The 15,673-nt window shown below is 68.5% G+C and carries 16 protein-coding genes; 9 read left to right on the plus strand and 7 right to left on the minus strand.

Annotation, left to right across the window (positions count from 1 at the left end):
• Positions 1 to 6 precede the first annotated feature (6 nt).
• The 3 genes from ACZ5ZX_RS01540 to ACZ5ZX_RS01550 all read right to left on the minus strand — a co-directional run bounded on the left by ACZ5ZX_RS01540 (position 7) and on the right by ACZ5ZX_RS01550 (position 2,787).
• Positions 7 to 663, minus strand: coding sequence for a TetR/AcrR family transcriptional regulator (locus tag ACZ5ZX_RS01540; RefSeq protein WP_465500142.1), 657 nt, complete (start codon positions 661 to 663; stop codon positions 7 to 9).
• Positions 660 to 1,139, minus strand: coding sequence for a YqeB family protein (locus ACZ5ZX_RS01545; RefSeq protein WP_465500143.1), 480 nt, complete (start codon positions 1,137 to 1,139; stop codon positions 660 to 662). Before ACZ5ZX_RS01545 ends, ACZ5ZX_RS01540 begins: the two co-directional genes overlap by 4 nt.
• 82 nt (positions 1,140 to 1,221) lie before the next feature.
• Positions 1,222 to 2,787, minus strand: a complete 1,566-nt coding sequence (locus ACZ5ZX_RS01550) for a dynamin family protein (protein WP_465500144.1) — start codon at positions 2,785 to 2,787, stop codon at positions 1,222 to 1,224.
• Between the two features lie 149 nt (positions 2,788 to 2,936).
• Between ACZ5ZX_RS01550 and ACZ5ZX_RS01555 the strand changes: the two genes are divergently transcribed.
• The 3 genes from ACZ5ZX_RS01555 (at position 2,937) to ACZ5ZX_RS01565 (ending at position 5,299) form a co-directional block, all read left to right on the plus strand.
• Positions 2,937 to 4,145: a sensor histidine kinase gene (locus ACZ5ZX_RS01555; RefSeq protein WP_465501001.1), complete on the plus strand. Its 1,209-nt coding sequence runs from the start codon at positions 2,937 to 2,939 to the stop codon at positions 4,143 to 4,145.
• A complete protein-coding gene (locus ACZ5ZX_RS01560; protein WP_037307422.1) occupies positions 4,142 to 4,798 on the plus strand; it encodes a response regulator in 657 nt (218 codons plus the stop codon). Before ACZ5ZX_RS01555 ends, ACZ5ZX_RS01560 begins: the two co-directional genes overlap by 4 nt.
• 81 nt (positions 4,799 to 4,879) lie before the next feature.
• Positions 4,880 to 5,299 carry a VOC family protein gene (locus ACZ5ZX_RS01565; protein ID WP_465500145.1) on the plus strand — a complete coding sequence of 140 codons (420 nt, stop codon included), beginning with the start codon at positions 4,880 to 4,882 and terminating at the stop codon, positions 5,297 to 5,299.
• Positions 5,300 to 5,834: 535 nt separating this feature from the next.
• Here ACZ5ZX_RS01565 and ACZ5ZX_RS01570 read toward each other — a convergent pair.
• Together ACZ5ZX_RS01570 and ACZ5ZX_RS01575 are read right to left on the minus strand one after the other, a co-directional pair.
• A complete protein-coding gene (locus ACZ5ZX_RS01570; RefSeq protein WP_465500146.1) occupies positions 5,835 to 6,746 on the minus strand; it encodes an SDR family NAD(P)-dependent oxidoreductase in 912 nt (303 codons plus the stop codon).
• Positions 6,747 to 7,325, minus strand: a complete 579-nt coding sequence (locus ACZ5ZX_RS01575) for a TetR/AcrR family transcriptional regulator (protein WP_465500147.1) — start codon at positions 7,323 to 7,325, stop codon at positions 6,747 to 6,749. It abuts the gene before it with no gap.
• Between the two features lie 189 nt (positions 7,326 to 7,514).
• Here ACZ5ZX_RS01575 and ACZ5ZX_RS01580 point away from each other — a divergent pair, with 189 nt between their 5' ends.
• The 6 genes from ACZ5ZX_RS01580 (at position 7,515) to trmB (ending at position 12,479) form a co-directional block, all read left to right on the plus strand.
• Complete coding sequence (locus tag ACZ5ZX_RS01580; protein WP_465500148.1) at positions 7,515 to 8,453, plus strand: ABC transporter ATP-binding protein; 939 nt, start codon at positions 7,515 to 7,517, stop codon at positions 8,451 to 8,453.
• 29 nt (positions 8,454 to 8,482) lie between these two features.
• Entirely contained in the window at positions 8,483 to 9,214 is a 732-nt protein-coding gene (locus ACZ5ZX_RS01585; protein ID WP_465500149.1) for an ABC transporter permease, read from the plus strand.
• Between the two features lie 157 nt (positions 9,215 to 9,371).
• The gene (locus ACZ5ZX_RS01590) at positions 9,372 to 10,292 is read left to right on the plus strand and encodes an ABC transporter ATP-binding protein (protein WP_465500150.1); all 921 of its coding nucleotides are present in this window, start codon (positions 9,372 to 9,374) and stop codon (positions 10,290 to 10,292) included.
• On the plus strand, positions 10,289 to 11,041 hold the full coding sequence (locus ACZ5ZX_RS01595; protein WP_465500151.1) for a hypothetical protein: 753 nt from the start codon (positions 10,289 to 10,291) through the stop codon (positions 11,039 to 11,041). Before ACZ5ZX_RS01590 ends, ACZ5ZX_RS01595 begins: the two co-directional genes overlap by 4 nt.
• A 168-nt stretch (positions 11,042 to 11,209) precedes the next feature.
• Complete coding sequence (locus ACZ5ZX_RS01600; RefSeq protein ID WP_465500152.1) at positions 11,210 to 11,752, plus strand: hypothetical protein; 543 nt, start codon at positions 11,210 to 11,212, stop codon at positions 11,750 to 11,752.
• A gap of 43 nt (positions 11,753 to 11,795) precedes the next feature.
• Positions 11,796 to 12,479 carry a tRNA (guanosine(46)-N7)-methyltransferase TrmB gene (gene trmB, locus ACZ5ZX_RS01605; protein WP_465501002.1) on the plus strand — a complete coding sequence of 228 codons (684 nt, stop codon included), beginning with the start codon at positions 11,796 to 11,798 and terminating at the stop codon, positions 12,477 to 12,479.
• Between the two features lie 212 nt (positions 12,480 to 12,691).
• Here the strand turns inward: trmB and ACZ5ZX_RS01610 are convergent, their stop codons facing one another.
• Together ACZ5ZX_RS01610 and ACZ5ZX_RS01615 are read right to left on the minus strand one after the other, a co-directional pair.
• Positions 12,692 to 14,944 (minus strand): FtsX-like permease family protein, encoded by a 2,253-nt coding sequence (locus ACZ5ZX_RS01610; protein WP_465500153.1) that lies wholly within the window; start codon positions 14,942 to 14,944, stop codon positions 12,692 to 12,694.
• Entirely contained in the window at positions 14,944 to 15,639 is a 696-nt protein-coding gene (locus ACZ5ZX_RS01615; RefSeq protein WP_037307451.1) for an ABC transporter ATP-binding protein, read from the minus strand. Before ACZ5ZX_RS01615 ends, ACZ5ZX_RS01610 begins: the two co-directional genes overlap by 1 nt.
• Positions 15,640 to 15,673: the final 34 nt, after the last annotated feature.

A 15,673-nucleotide genomic window follows, 5' to 3' on the forward strand; every position in this document is an offset into this window, starting at 1 on the left:
TCCCGATCAGCTCGGAGAGATTTCACCAGTGTCGGCCACGGCCCCGCCCTCTGGGGGTGGAATCGCAAGAACCGGACGGAGGAATCTGGTGAGGACCACCTTCAGCACCGCGATTTCCGCGGCCGGATCGAGCTCGGGATCCAGGATCACCCGGGAAAGCGGTGCGTCGATCAACGCGGTGAGCCAGTCGGCGGCGACCTTCGGTTCGAAGCCGGGATCGATCCGCCCCGCTTCGATCGCCCGCTCCACGAGGTCGAGGAGGCCGTCACGCAGGAACCGGTCGTTGCCCTGGATCAACCCGGCCAGTTCGGCGTCGCGGGCGGACTGCGCGGCGACTTCGAGGACGAGCTTGGCCACGATGGGGTGCAGGAGCTGCTCGCAGACGTGCACCATGACGTGGAGGATCGATTCCCAGGGATCCTCGAGGTCCCTCGCCGCCGCGAGCAGGGCCGTGGTCTCGTCGGCGTCCTGCTCGAAGATGCCGACGAAGACCGCGCGCTTGTTCGGGAAGTAGTGGAACAGGCTGCCGGTGCTGATCCCGGCGGCGCGGCAGATCTCCGCCGTCGTGGTCTTCTCGAAGCCCTTCTCCGCGAAGCACACCGTGGCGGCCTCGAGGATCGCGCGGCGCTTCGCCTCGTGCTTGACCGGGTCGACCGTCCTCATTTCACCGCCGGTGGCTCGTCGAGCCACGGATAGCCGTACTCGAGGAAGGCCTTGGCGACGGCTTGGCGATCGACGTCGGCCTTCTCCCGGACCAGTTCCCGGCCGTCGGCGGCGAGCAGGACGAGTTCCTTGCCGTCGAGGTAGACGGCTTCGAGCTTGGCCTCATAGGCGCGGCTGCGGCCCTTCGAGGTCAGCGTGACGCGCGTCGGCGTCACCTTGACGATGAGCCGCTCGTGCGCCCAGACCGCGGCGAACATCAGGCCGAGCACCAGGCCCGCGCCGATCCCGGCGACCGCGCCCCACGGGCGGGGGATATCCGAGACGAGCTGGAAAGGACCCTTGAACGGGACCCAGCTCAGGGAGACCACCCACCCCGAGATCGACTGGAGGAACCAGCCGATGGCGGCGCCCGCCAGTGGGCAGCCGAGCCAGGAGCCGACGCGCAGCCACTGGGGTTCGTCGACGATCGTTTCCATGGGCTCCATTATTAGACCGAGCGCTCGGTTTATCAATCTCGGGTCGCGTTTAGCCCGCTAACCGCGACGCGTTTGGGGGTGATCAGTCGCGGATTTGTTGCCAGATGAGGAAGTACGCCCGGTGCACGACGTGCGCGACGCGGCTTTGGGCGGGCGTCGCGCCGAAGGACGCGAAGGAGCGCCACCAGCCGGCGCGCTCCAGGGCGTGCGCCGCGAGTTCGGCACGGGGTGCGCCCGGCTTGCCGAGCTGGGCTCCGATGTCGGCGTTGCTCCCGACCCGCAGGACCTCTTCCGACAGGTCCTCTGGCATGTCGACCGCGCCGGACGCGACCAGCGTGAGCGCTTCGAGCAGCCGGAGCTGGTGCGCCTCGGGCTTGGCGAGCAGGACCTCGATCGCGTCGTGGACCCGCTGCCGTTCGGCCGGGTCACCCGAGGCGTGGGCCAGCGCGGTGACCGAAGCCAGTGCGGCGGCCGCCTTGATGCCGTCGGCGCGCGCGGCGAAGACAATGCTCAGGCGCTGTCGGACGGCTTCGAGCCCGGAGGCGTCAAGGAGCTTCCGACGCAGTGAGCCCGCGGTGATCTCGGGTTCCTTGCGGATCGCCTCGACGGCGTACCGGACGCCGAAGAGGTCCAGCTTCTCCAGCAGCCGCAGTCGCGTACCTGCCGCGACGTCGCATTCCCAGCTGGTGAAGATGTCCGCCGAGATCAGCATGGTCTCGAGGATGTCGTCGTCCATCTCGGCAAGCTGGCGCAGCGCCTCGGCGTCGCCGGAGGTGAACCCGCCGGACTCCGCCGATTCCGCGATCAGCCCGATCACCGGCAGCACGTCCGCGACGCGGGGTTTCAGCGTCGCGGCCTGCTTCTCCGACAGCAGCGTCGCGGCCTTCCAGACGTCGCCGCCCGAGCCTTCGACCGACTCCGGCGCGATCGTGTCCGCCTTGTTGAGCACCGCGATCGCGTTGACCGGGCCCGCCTCGCGGCTCGCAGTCGCCGCGGTGAACGCGGCGAGCGCCTGCTGGTCGTCCGCGCGCACGCCCTGCGTGACCACGTAGAGCACGGCCTCGGCGCCCGCGACGGCGTTGCGCGAAGTGTCGTCCAGCTCGTCGGAGCCCTCTTCGTCGTCATCGTCGTCGGCCTTGCGATGCTTCGCCGCGCCCAGCAACTGCTCGGTCCGCGACACCGACGCGGCGTCGAGCGAGCCGAGGCCGGGGGTGTCGATGACGGTCATGCCCTGCAGGACCGCGTTGGTGAGGTACGCCTCGATATGCGAGACCTTCTCGATTTCGATGCCGAGCTCCGCCGGGATCATCCCGTCGGCGGCGAACGGCAGCACCTGTTTGCGGCCGTCGTTGAAGACGATCTCCACGCGGTCGACCGTGCCGTATTGGAACCGGGTCACCAGCCGGGTGCACTCGCCGACGTCGGTCGGCGCGACCCGGCGCCCGATCAGGGCGTTGACCAGCGTGGACTTACCGGATTTGATCCGGCCCGCGACGGCGACCTGCAGCGGACCGCCCAGCCTGCGCAGCACCTCGGCGAATCCGGCGGCGGTCCGCGCGGACACCTGCGGCTGCAGGCGATGGCAGAGGTTCGCCACCGACATCGACAGCGGACCGGCGAGCCGCCCCTGCTCCGTCGGTGACGTCACGGCGCCTGCCCCTCCCAGTCGTCGAGCCTGCCGAGTCGAATCGTGCCATGCCGCTCATCCTCGGGTCGCACCGAAGGTGGTACCGGCGACCGACGCGCGAGCGGCCCTGGCCGACATAGTGTTACCAGGTGCGACGGTTGAGCCTCTGGATGCGTGCCCACCCCATGGCGGGTGACAGTTTCATCGCCGTCGTCCTGTTGCTGACCGACCTGCTGTTCTACGTCGCGGCGACCGAGACGCCGGAAGTCCCGATGCCACCCTGGTACGTGGCGGTGCCGCTGGACATCGCGATGGTCCTTCCGCTGATCTTCCGCCGGAAGGCGACGCTGTGGTCGGCGTACCTGGTGCTGCTGATCGGTATCCCGCACGGCGCACTGGAACTGGGCGTGGCCAGCGCGCTGGCGTTGATGATCAGCATCTACTCGGTGCTGGTCTACGTCGGCCGCAAACAGGGGCTGCTGTACCTGCTGGCGGTGCTCGTCACCTCGGGGATCCAACTGCGGGTCGATCCGCCGGAAGACGTCTTGGTACTGGCCGTCATCGGCGTCTTCGCCGCCGCGCTGTGCTGGACGCTCGGCGAATTCGCCGGCGCGAGACGTGCCTATCACGAGGAGGTGGAAGCCAGGTTGCATCTACTGGAGACGGAACGGGACCAGGCGACCAGGATCGCCGTCGGTGAGGAACGCGGACGGATCGCCCGTGAGCTGCACGACGTCGTCGCGCACGCGGTGAGCGTGATGGTCGTGCAGGCCGACGGCGCTTCCTACGCGGTCGACGGGAATCCCGAGATGGCGAAACGGGCCTTGCAGACGATTTCGGAGACCGGCCGCGGCGCGCTCGCCGAACTGCGACGGCTGCTCGACGTGCTCCGCAGCGACGGTGACGAGGAGCCTCGCGTACCGCAGCCGGACGCCAGCGCGCTGAGCGATCTCGCGGATCGCATCCGGCTGGCCGGGGTGCCGGTGACGCTGGCGATCGGCGCGGACGCGCTCGACGGCCTGCCGGCCGGTGTCTCGCTCGGCGTGTACCGGATCGTCCAGGAGTCACTGACGAACACGCTCAAGCACGCCGGGCACGGCGCGCAGGCGGAGGTGCTGGTGCGCCGGGAGGCGGACGTGATCGACGTCCGGATCACCGACGACGGCGCAGGCAACGCCAAACAGCTCGTGCCGGCCGCGTCGAAGGCCGCTCCACACGGAGCGCCCACCGGGCCGCGGCGACTCGCGGTCCCCGGCGGGAACGGTTTGATCGGAATGAGGGAACGGGCGAACGTCTTCGGCGGCACGCTGGAGGTCGGCCCGGCTCCAGGTGGAGGGTGGCAAGTGCACGCGAGGCTCCCGGTTAGGTTGGCGACGTGATCCGAGTGGTGGTCGTCGACGACCAGGAATTGATGCGTGTCGGGTTCCGGATGGTGCTGGGCGCGCAGGCCGACATCGATGTCGTCGGCGAGGCCGGTGACGGCGCGCAGGCCATCCGCCTCGCCGAGGAGCTACGGCCGGACGTCGTGCTGATGGACGTCCGGATGCCGGTGCTGGACGGGGTCGAGGCGACGAAACGGATCGTCGAGGCCGGGACGGCGCGGGTGCTCGTGATGACGACGTTCGATCTGGACGAGTACGTCTATTCGGCGTTACAGGGCGGGGCGAGCGGGTTCCTGTTGAAGGACACCCAGCCGGATCACCTGGTCTCGGCGCTGCGGGCGGTCGCTTCCGGCGACGCCGTGGTCTCGCCCTCGGTGACGCGGCGGCTGCTTGACCGGTTCGTCGGCGGCGGCGGGAAGCCGATGCGGGACGCGGCCGAACTCGACGTCCTCACCGAGCGGGAGCGGGAGGTGCTCGTGCTGATCGCGAAGGGCCTTTCGAACCTGGAGATCGCCGAGACGCTGTTCCTGTCCGAAGCGACGGTGAAGACGCACGTCGGACGGATCCTGTCCAAACTGGATCTCCGGGACCGGGTGCAGGCCGTGGTACTCGCGTACGAGACCGGTTTGGCCCGACCCGGCGTCAGCTGAACTTCTCCGGGAAAAGTGGTCATTCGGTGAGCACTTTGCGGTGGATCCTTGTCTCCAGAGCCACTACTGGAGGAGAAGGACATGCTGCGAGGACTCACCACGACCACGTTCTACGCCGACGACATGACCGCCGCGATCGAGTGGTACTCCGACCTCTTCGGGATCGAGCCGTACTTCGTCCGCATCGGACCTGACGAGACGCCGGCGTACGCCGAGTTCCGGATCGGCGACTACCAGCACGAGTTCGGCATCGTCCGCGGGGACTACCGGCCCGCGCTCGCCCAGCCCGGCCCCGGTGGAGCGATCGCGAACTGGGCCGTCGACAACGTCGAGGACGCCTTCGCGAAGCTGCTCGAAAAGGGCGCGAAGGAGTACGAGCCGATCATCGAGCGCGGGCCGGGCTTCGTGACCGCGGCGGTCGTCGACCCGTTCGGCAACGTCCTCGGCGTGATGTTCAACCAGCACTACCTGGACGTGCTGGGGCGCGTGGGTCGCGAGTGACAAGTGTCGTTGGAGCGACCCCTCTCTTAGGGACCTACTCGTCACCTGCGGCCTGGCTCGTGGGGGAAGCGCGTGAAGGCCCCTTCCCTCGGCTGAGCCGAGGGAAGGGGGCCTTCACGCGCAGCCGGTGTGGCTGGTGGTGCTGTTGAGGCTCGTGATGGCCTTCCCAGGCCGCTGCCGGACTCACTCACCGTAGGTACCTAAAACCCCCTTGGTTATTGAGGGGTAAGGCAAATACGGCGCGGTCGGCTCGTTGCCGTGAAGGTCCCCTTGCTTACCCTGAAGGTAGTGAAGGAGGCCTTCACGGACCGGGCTTGGGCCTGACCTGGACGAGGGTGGTTCCGCGGGCATCGTCGCCCGGTCTACCGGCGATCGAACGGGGAAGATTCCGGACGCTCAACGGCCGGAATCTTCCCCACTCGGACCGCACCGGCAACCCGCACAAGCTCCACACCAGCGGGTAAGCAAAGGCGAGCCCCTCAAAGGGGCTTTCGCGACAGTCGCGAACACCGCTGCCCCAGCGTCGAAGCGTGACTCAGCGGTACAGGGCGTGGTCCGCCGTGTCCGGATCCTTGCCCGCGTCCCTGACTTCGGCCATCCACTTGCCGAAGTCGGGGCGTGAGCCGTCGACGTCGGTCAGGCCGTACTCGTTCATCAGCGTCCACGAGGCCAGCGTTTTGCCCGCGAACCGCGAGACCTCGGGGTCGGTCGCCAGTTTCGCGACGCCTCGCCCGAGCAGCGTCGGGGTCTCCGAGATGGCGAAGTCGACCGGCGCGGCCTTGCCGACCGCGTCCCGCCACGTCTCTTCGGTGACCTTGAAGTAGTCGAGCATCGCCTCCGACCGCAGGAAGCCCGGCGTCACGGTCATGCCGACGCAGCCGTACTTCTTCAGTTCGGCCCCCAGCGCCCTGCCGATCGCGCGGACACCGCACTTCGCGAGGAAGTACGGGATCCCCGCGCCGACGTACTCGTCGTGATCGCCGTCGGTGACCTCGATGACGAGACCGCCCTCGGACTTCACGACCAGCGGGAGGAGCCGGTGCAGGGCGATCAGATGGGTGTCGAGCGCGTTGTGCACCAGGGTGAGCGCGTCGTCGAGACTGGAATCCCAGTACGCCCCGTCGAAATCCGCCAACGGGTCGCCGCCCCAGACGTCATCGACCAGTACGTCGATCCGGCCGTCCACTTCGGACTCGATCCGCGCCTTCAGCGAGTCCACATCGGACACTTCGGTGAAGTCGGTGCGGACGGCGATCCCCCGGCCGCCCGCCGCGTCGACCAGTTCCGCGGTGTCTTCGATCGTCTCCGGCCGCTTCATCGGCGACCCTTGTTCCCGCGTCGTACGGCCGGTGACGAACACCGTCCAGCCGAGTCTGCCCAGCTCCACCGCGATCGCGCGGCCACATCCCCTGGTCGCCCCCGCGACCACGGCCACTTTCCGGTCCATTCAGGACACTCCTTTCCACGCGGTCAGCACCGCGTCCACGTCTTGCCCCACCCGGTCGACGAATCGGCCCTTCGGCCGGATCGACCAGTCCAGCGCGGCCCCGTTCGCCACCCCCAGCAGCACTCGCGCCGCGCGGACGACACCCGGCGCACCCGGCAGGTCACGCGCCGCCACCCGCATCAGCCGACGCAATTCCGCTTCCACCGCGGTGAAATGCACCCCGAGCAGGAGACGGAGTTCTGGGTCACCGAGGTCCACTCCGAGCTGACCGAGATGGTTCGCCGCGGTTTCCGCCGAACCCAAGCCCTCGTAGACCACGACCACCGCGGCCCGCAGACCCTCCACCGGATCGGCCGACTCGCCGCGTTCCCGCATCCGCTCGACGACGGTTCGCGTGTTCAACCTGCTCAATGCCTGCAACAGGCCGTTTTTGGAACCGAACCGCTGGGCGATGGTGCCGACCGCGACCCCGGCCTCCGCCGCCACCTGCGCCAGCGTGAAACCCGGGCCGACCATGCCGATCACGGTCTCCGCCGCGTTCAGCAGTCGTTCGTCGGTGATGGTACGGGGCCTCGCCACGCAGTTATTGAACCACAGTTCATTAACCCTGGCGATTCAGGGTCCGTCTCAGGGGCATCACCGATCGCGTACGCCGCCGGGAGACGGCAAGCTACCTCTCAGGTCGGGTATCAGGTTGGCACCTCAGGATGACGCGCTCGGCCACCCACATGGACGACGATTGTTTCGCAGTCGCCGAGGGGAGCAGACATGATCGAGGCAGTGGGCCTCACCAAGCGGTACGGCAAGACACTGGCGGTGAACAACCTTTCCTTCTCCGTCGCGGGTGGAGAGGTCACCGGATTCCTCGGCCCCAACGGGGCGGGCAAGTCGACGACCATGCGGATGATCCTCGGCCTGGACAACCCGACCGCGGGTTCGGTGCGCATCGGCGGCAAGCTTTACCGTGAGCTGAAGGATCCACTGCGGACGGTCGGCGCTCTGCTTGACGCCAAGTGGGTGCACCCCAACCGGTCGGCGCGGGCGCATCTGCAGTGGATGGCGAGGTCGAACAAGATCCCGGCGGCCAGGGTCGACGAGGTACTCGAAATCGTCGGGCTCACCAGCGTCGCCGGAAAACGCGCCGGCGGCTTCTCCCTCGGTATGTCGCAGCGACTGGGGATCGCGGCGGCACTGCTCGGCGACCCGGAGGTCCTCCTCTTCGACGAGCCGGTCAACGGCCTCGACCCCGAGGGCATCCTCTGGATCCGGAAGTTCATGCACCGGCTGGCCGACGAAGGCCGCACCGTACTCGTTTCCTCGCACCTGCTTTCGGAGATGGCGCTGACCGCGAGCCAGTTGGTCGTGATCGGCAAGGGACAGCTGATCTCCCAGTCCTCCACCGCGGACTTCATTTCCCGTGCCGCCGAGAACACGGTCAAGGTCCGGTCGCCGCAGCTGCCCGCGCTGGGCTCCGCGCTGACCCAGGCGAGCGCGCAGGTCACCGCCGTCGACAACACCCTCGTCGTGTCCGGAATGGACAGTGACAAGATCGGCGAGATCGCCGCGGCCAACCGGATCGTGCTGCACGAGCTCAGCCCGCAGACCGGCTCCCTGGAGCAGGCCTTCATGCAGATCACCGGCGATTCGGTCGAGTACCACACCGGTCTCGAAGCCGAAGCCGCCGAAGTGGTCGCCGCCGCCCAGTAGCCGCTTACTCTTTTGAGGAAAGAAAAGCCATGACTCTGCTCGCTGTGGAACGCATCAAGCTGTTCACCACACGCTCGCCCTGGTGGTGCGCGCTGGCCGCACTGGCGGTCGTGATCGGTTTCGCCGCCATCATCTCCGGCGCCGCACCCGCCGGTGAACTCACCGACGTCAGCCTGACCCAGTTCGGCTACGGCTTCGGCATGGCCGTGATCATGGTGCTCGCCGCGCTTTCGGTGACCACCGAATACCGCTTCAGCACCATCCGGACCACCTTCCAGGCCGTGCCGAACCGCACCGCGGCGCTGCTGGCCAAGACCGGCGTCGTCGCGATCCTGTCGCTCGTGGTCGGCGAGATCGCCGCGTTCGGCGCCTGGGGCCTCGCCTCGGTCATGCGGCCGGAAGACCTCGCGCTGAACACCGCCGCGGAGTGGACCAGTGTCGCCGGGGTGGGCGTGGTGTTCGCACTCGCCTCGGTGATCGCGATCGCCGTCGGCATCCTGATCCGGCACAGTGCCGGCGCCATCTCACTCGTGCTGATCTACGCCCTCGCGGTGGAGAACCTGGTCCGGCTCATCCCGAAGATCGGCAATGACATCTACGAGTGGATGCCGTTCCGTGTCGCCGACAGGTTCCTCACCGGTTCGGGCCCCGCCAGGGCGGAAGCACCGTTGAGCCAGGCCGGATCGCTGGCCTACTTCGCCGGCTTCGCGCTGGTGCTGCTGGTCATCTCACTGGTCGTCGCGAACAAGCGCGACGCGTAAGAACTTCCACAGGGGAGGAGGCCGGTCGCTCGGCTCGGGGGAGTGAAGCGACCGGACGGGGGAGAAAAAGGGGAAACAAGGACCGGGCCGCCTATCGGGGGGCAGCCCGGTCCTTTCCCGCGTAATGTCGGAATCCACTGGAGGGAGGGGAGGCCAGATGATCGAGGCCGCCGGACTCACGAAACGCTACGACGACAAGCTCGCCGTCGACGATCTTTCCTTCACCGCCCAAGCGGGTCGCGTGACCGGGTTCCTCGGTCCCAACGGCGCGGGCAAGTCCACCACCATGCGGATGATGCTCGGGCTCGACAACCCCACGGCGGGCTCGGTGACCATCGACGGCAGGTCCTACCGCGAACTGCGTGATCCACTTCGGACGGTCGGCGGCATGATGGACGCCACCTGGCGCCACCCCGGCCGCACCGCCCGCGAGCACCTCCGCTGGATCGCCGCGACCAACGGCCTCCCCGACAAGCGAGTCGACGAGGTGCTCCGGCTGGTCGGACTGGAATCGGTCGCCCGCAAACGGGCCGGGCAGTTCTCGCTCGGGATGTCGCAGCGCCTCGGCATCGCCACGGCGTTGCTGGGCGACCCCCGGGTGCTGCTGTTCGACGAACCGGTCAACGGGCTCGATCCCGAGGGCATCGTGTGGATCCGGAAGCTGATGCACGCGCTCGCCGCCGAGGGCCGCACCGTGTTCGTGTCCAGCCATCTGCTGCCGGAGATGGCGCAGACCGCGCAGGACCTCGTCGTGATCGGCCGGGGGAAGCTGATCTATCAGGGCACGATGGAGGACTTCATCGGCCGGGCGAAGGGACTCGGCGTGCGGGTCCGCAGCCCGCAGCTGCCCGAACTGCGGACGGCGCTGACCGAGAAGGGCGCCGAATTCCGCGAGGACGACGGCGCGCTCATCGTGTCCGAAATGGACAGCGACGACATCGGCGAACTCGCGTTCGCCGCGGGCGCGACCCTCCACGAGCTGAAGCCGCTCACCGGCTCGCTCGAACAGGCGTACATGCAGTTGACCGCCGGAGCCGTCGAATACAGCGCCGGCCAGGTTACGGAGGTCGTCCGATGACCGCGGTGAACATGCTCCGCGCCGAGCGGATCAAGCTGCTGAGCACCCGCGCGCCCTGGTGGTGCGCGGGCATCGCGGTCGTGGTGGCGCTCGCCTACACCGCGTTGTTCTTCGGTTTCGTGCCGATCGAGGGTCAGACAGGCGTCAACTCGACCCAGGTCGCCGGCGCTCTCGGCCGCACCGTGGTGCTCGTCCTCGCCATCCTCGCGGCGGCGACGGAGTTCAGCTGGGGCACGATGAAGCTCACCTTCCAGGCGGTGCCCTCGCGTGTGCCGGCGTTACTGGCGAAGGGCGCCGTCGTCGGGGTGTTCTCGGGACTGATCGGGCTGCTGGTGGGCTTCGGCTCGTGGGCTGTCGCGTATCTGATCAAACCGGCCGCCGACCTGGGCCTGGCTTCCGGAGCCGACTGGCGTGCGGTGGCGGGCCAGGGCCTGACCTTCCTCCTGACCGGGCTGCTCGGCGTCGGCCTCGGACTGCTGTTCCGCAACCCCGCGTTCGCACTCGGGGTCGCGCTGGCCTGGACACAGTTGCTCGAGGGCCTCATCGTGCTGATTCCGCGTGTGGGCGACGACATCTACCAGTGGATGCCGTTCTTCGCGGCGAATCAATTTTCCGGCCCGGATCTGACGGTTTCGATGCTGAAACTCGAGCCGCCGATGGGGCCGTGGGGCTATTTGGCTTATTTCGCTGGTATCAGTGTGCTTGTCTATACAGCTGGGCTGATGATCACCCACCGCCGGGATGCCTGAGCTTTTACCGCCACCAAAGGAGTTAAGTCCACGTTAAGAGGCTGTGGCTTCTCTCACAGGAAGCGGACATACTGTTCCCGACCGGGCGATGCTCGGGATGAGCCTATTTCGGCTCTTCGGCCCCGGAGGTGATCCTTGACGGTGGATTCCGGTCAGGGAGTAGAACGCATGATCCCGAAAGCCCGCACGGAAAGTACGCAGCCGCGACTCGAGCCCATGCTCGACCTCGAATGGTCACAGGCGATCGAACTGCCCCGCACGGTGGCGTCCGCGACCCGGCCATCCGATATTCGCCGCGCCTGGGTGCACCGCGCGCCCGAAGATCTCGTTGTCGCGCTGTACCGCGCGTCCAGCGGAATGCACGGGGAAATTCCCGCACCCTGGTGGCTCCGCGCCGTCGTGGAAGGCAGACTCGAATCGCGGGAACTCGGTTTCCGCATCGAAGACCGCATCGCCGGCCTGCTCGGCAGGCGTCCCGGTTGGGAATTCGTCCCGTGGGCCGCGGACGGCGAATCCGGCTACTGGGAGTTCATGCCTTCCGAACGCGGAGCGTCCGGGCATTCGATCCCGACCACGGTGCTGAACACCAGCCGCCACGACGGCTGGATCGACGTTCTCCCCGCCCACTCCAGCACGACGCCACCGCCGATCGCGGTCGCCGGATTCGCGGGCCTGCGCTCGCGGCTGGGGGAGTTCGAAGCGGTCCGGTAACCCCACGTTTAATGGGTGGGTGGAAAACGAGGACCAGCCACGGATGCGCAGCGTGGTCAGTTATGTCAAACGCGGCGGCCGGATGACCGTCGGGCAGCAGCGAGCGTGGGACGAGTTGTGGCCGTCGCTCGGCCGCACGGTCGGCGAGCTGCCCGAAGGCCCGGTGGACTTCGACGACTGGTTCGGCAGGCAGGCCCCGGTCATGGTGGAGATCGGTTCGGGGATGGGCGAGACCACCTCCCAGCTCGCCGCCGCGGCGCCGGAACTCAACTACGTCGCGGTCGAGGTGTACGACCCCGGGCTCGGCCAGCTGATGTTGCGCGCCGAGAAGCTCGGGGTGCAGAACCTGCGGCTGATGCACGGTGACGCCGTCATCCTGCTGACCGAGCACGTCGAGCCGGGGACGCTGTCCGGGGTCCGGCTGTTCTTCCCGGACCCGTGGCCGAAGAAGCGGCACCACAAGCGGCGGATCGTGCAACCGGAGTTCGTCTCGCTGGTGGCCTCACGGCTCGAACCGGGCGGCACGTTCCACATGGCGACCGACTGGGAGAACTACGCCGAGCAGATGATGGAGGTCTGCTCGGCCGAGCCGCTCCTGCGCAACCGCCACGCCGACGAGCCAGGCGGCTGGGCCCCGCGCCCGGAGTGGCGCCCGATCACCAAGTTCGAGAACCGCGCCGACGTCGAAGGCCGGATCTCGCACGACCTGATCTTCGAACGGGTCTGAAGCGCCTGAAAGGGCCGGTCAGGACGTCCCCCGTCCTGACCGGCCCTTTCTGTACACCCCGCGCCCGCGGGACGCCCCCTGCGCGTCCCGGTGCCCGTTCGTCCCTCCCCCGACAGAGGGACGAACGGGTCACCCGGCTCGTGGGTGGAACCACCGACTCCACCCACGAGACCTGCCCGCCCGGGCGCCATGACGCCATTCGGGCGAACTTTCTATTCGTCGGCGAGTGGCTCCGACTGCACCCGCTTGAGCGCCGGGGTCGAGACGGATGCCCCGAGCAACGCCACCCCGATTCCCAGCACCACGGGCGCCAGCAGCCACGGGCTCAGCACCACAGGGTCCTTTTCGACCATGCTGTAGAGCCCCATACCGACGCCTATCCCGACCACACCCGCGCCGATGGTGGCCACCATCGCGGGCAGGGCCGCCTCCATCCGCAGCGCCCTCGCCAGCACCCGGACCGGTGTCCCGGCCGCGATGAGCGCCCCGAAGGTGCGGCGGCGGTCCATCACCGAACCGGCGGTCGCCACGGCCGCGCTGCAGCCGGCGAGCACGCCCGCCGCGATCAGGCCGATCACGGTGACCCGGCGCAGGTCGGCGAGTTCCTGCTGCTGGCCGACCAGGTGCAGGCCACGGCTGCCGACCTCCTGGCCGGGTGCCGCGCCGACCAGTGCGGTCCGCACGATCTCTCCGTTCGACGGCGTCGTCGGCACGACCACGTCGACGTTCTCCGGCTTGACGCCCTCGGGCACCAGGGCCGGATCGATGACGATCGTGCTGTAGGTGTCCTTTTCGGACTCGGGGAAGGTGTACGCCGGGATGTTCGCGGCGAACGGCACCCCGGCCTGGTTCCACTTCCCCGTCACCCGGAACTGCGCCGGGTCGATCTTGTAGCTGCTGTAGACCGCGGGCCCGGGCTTGCACGAACCGCCGATGTTCACTCGAAGCAGCTTCGCGGCGTCTTCGCAGGTCATCACGAAGGCGCGGTTCAGCGACTGGCTGCCGTCGGACCGCATCTCACCGCTCGCCAGGTAGACCTGGCCGACCGCGATGGCCTTTTCGGTGATCCCGTTGCGGGCGAGGGTGGCGTTGGTCTTGTCGACCACCTGCTGTGCCTGGGTCACGTCGGCGTCGGCGTAGAGGACCTCGTCCTTGAAGGTCCGCCCGCCGCCCGCCATCGACTCGAAGGAGGGCAGCAGCGTGAGCGCCATGGAGCCGGTGAAGACGGCGAGGACGACACCCGCCGTGGCGCGGTAGGCGCTCTTCGGGTCGTCACGGAGCCTGCGCCCGGCCAGCAGCGACGCCGGTTTGCGCCAGACCCGGACGAAGGTGCCGCCGACCGCCGAGGTGACCCACGGGCCGATGATCGCGGCCGAGGCGACCAGCAGGAAGAGCCCGAACATCACCATCCCCAGGTTGCCGTTCTCCTGGCTGACCGCGAAGAGGAAGAACGCGCCGGACACGGGGACCGCGAGCAGGCGCCACCAGTGCAGCGGTTTGCGAGCGTGCGCCGAAGCCGCGAACAGCGGCGTCTTCAGCACGCGGCGGATGCCGAGGACCCCGGCGAACACGACCAGCAGCGGGATCGCCACGGCGACCGCGATGGTCGAGCCGAGCGAAAGGCTGAAGTCCGACGCGAGCCAGGTGCCGCCCGCCCAGGGGACGAACGTCGAGAGGCCCTGTAGCGCCGGTGCCACGAGGATGCCGAGCAGCGCGCCGACGATCGCGGACAACGCCGTCTCACCGGCGACGATCTTCGTCACCTGACCCGGCGTCGCGCCTGCCAGCCGCAGCGCCGCCATCCGCACCTCGCGCCGAGCCGCGGTGAGCCGGGCCGAGGACGCGACCAGCACCAGGCTCGGCACGAGCAGGACGATCACGCCGACCCAGGCGAGCAGTTCGAGCAGCGGGTCGGGTTTGGCCTGTTTGTCGGGGAAGCCGTCCGCGGCCTGCGCCGACTGCGGCATCGAATCCGGGGTGTGGCCGACGATGGCGACCAGCTGCTCCGGATACATCAGGGAGTCCGGGCCGAGCGAATCGACGAGCTTGCCGAACCGGTCCCCGAGCTGGGCGGACGGCGTCGACTGGATCAGCTTCCCGAGCGCGGGCGAAACGACCGCCTCGCCGGGGCCGGGCAGCTTCGGGATGCCCGGAGGCAGGCTGAGCATCGGCGAAGTGCCGGTCTGGGCGATGTCGACCCGGGTGATCTCGCGGTCACCCGAGTAGTCCTTGTTCGCCGCCATCAGCAGCGGCGCCGGGCGCTGGGCCTCGCCGGAACTGGAGTAGTAGCTGTGGATGTCCTGCCAGATCGCCCGCTGCGAGCGGGCCTGCGTGGCACCGGGGAGGGAGGCCAGCAGGAGCACCAGACTGGTCGCGACGGCGACCCCGACCGCGGTGAGGATGGCCGACGTGCGGGTCCGGCGGTCGACCCGGAGCACCCGCATGGCCAGCTGGAAACTGTTCATTACGCAGCCAACCTCGTCGCGATCAGGCCGTCGCGGATGGAGACCGTACGCGGCATGGCCTCGGCGAGTTCGCGGTCGTGGGTCACCACGATCACCGCGGCCCCGCTGTCGGCGGCCGCCGAGAGCAGCGCGTCCATGGTGGCGCGGCCGGTGCGGGTGTCGAGCGCGCCGGTCGGCTCGTCGGCGAAGATCACCTTCGGCCGGTGCGTGAGCGCCCGTGCGATCGCGACGCGCTGCGCCTCACCGCCGGAAAGCTCACCGGGGCGGCGCTTCTCCTTGCCCGCGAGGCCGAGCTTCGCCAGCCATTCGCGGCCGGCCTCGATGGATTCCTTGCGGCCCTTGCCACTCAGCAGCGACGGCAACGCGACGTTCTCCTCGGCGCTCAATTCGGCGACGAGCATCCCGGACTGGAACACGAAGCCGAACTCGGTGCGCCGCAATTCGCTGCGCTTGCGCTCGTTGAGCTGGTCGACCCGCTGGCCGGCGAGGAAGATCTGTCCCGAGTCGGCGCGGAGGATCCCGGCGAGCACGTGCAGCAGGGAGGTCTTGCCCGAGCCCGATGGCCCCACGATGGCGACCGCGTCACCCGCCTGGATGTCGATGTCGATCCCGGCCAGCGCGTACTGCGTGCCGTACCGCTTGACGAGCCCTCGCCCGGAAAGTACCGGCTGCCCTGTCCACTGTGGATCTTCCACCGTGATTCTCCCTAGTCAGTCACTTGGTGTTCTG

Source organism: Amycolatopsis sp. NPDC033938 (genome assembly GCF_055575975.1).

What these genes read in the sequence shown, in the direction of transcription:
- ACZ5ZX_RS01540 (WP_465500142.1), bottom strand. Translation starts at nt 663, where the DNA reads ATGAGGACGGTCGACCCGGTCAAGCACGAGGCGAAGCGCCGCGCGATC.
- ACZ5ZX_RS01545 (WP_465500143.1), bottom strand. Translation starts at nt 1,139, where the DNA reads ATGGAAACGATCGTCGACGAACCCCAGTGGCTGCGCGTCGGCTCCTGG.
- ACZ5ZX_RS01555 (WP_465501001.1), top strand. Translation starts at nt 2,937, where the DNA reads ATGCGTGCCCACCCCATGGCGGGTGACAGTTTCATCGCCGTCGTCCTG.
- ACZ5ZX_RS01565 (WP_465500145.1), top strand. Translation starts at nt 4,880, where the DNA reads ATGCTGCGAGGACTCACCACGACCACGTTCTACGCCGACGACATGACC.
- ACZ5ZX_RS01570 (WP_465500146.1), bottom strand. Translation starts at nt 6,746, where the DNA reads ATGGACCGGAAAGTGGCCGTGGTCGCGGGGGCGACCAGGGGATGTGGC.
- ACZ5ZX_RS01580 (WP_465500148.1), top strand. Translation starts at nt 7,515, where the DNA reads ATGATCGAGGCAGTGGGCCTCACCAAGCGGTACGGCAAGACACTGGCG.
- ACZ5ZX_RS01585 (WP_465500149.1), top strand. Translation starts at nt 8,483, where the DNA reads ATGACTCTGCTCGCTGTGGAACGCATCAAGCTGTTCACCACACGCTCG.
- ACZ5ZX_RS01590 (WP_465500150.1), top strand. Translation starts at nt 9,372, where the DNA reads ATGATCGAGGCCGCCGGACTCACGAAACGCTACGACGACAAGCTCGCC.
- ACZ5ZX_RS01595 (WP_465500151.1), top strand. Translation starts at nt 10,289, where the DNA reads ATGACCGCGGTGAACATGCTCCGCGCCGAGCGGATCAAGCTGCTGAGC.
- ACZ5ZX_RS01600 (WP_465500152.1), top strand. Translation starts at nt 11,210, where the DNA reads ATGATCCCGAAAGCCCGCACGGAAAGTACGCAGCCGCGACTCGAGCCC.
- trmB (WP_465501002.1), top strand. Translation starts at nt 11,796, where the DNA reads ATGCGCAGCGTGGTCAGTTATGTCAAACGCGGCGGCCGGATGACCGTC.
- ACZ5ZX_RS01610 (WP_465500153.1), bottom strand. Translation starts at nt 14,944, where the DNA reads ATGAACAGTTTCCAGCTGGCCATGCGGGTGCTCCGGGTCGACCGCCGG.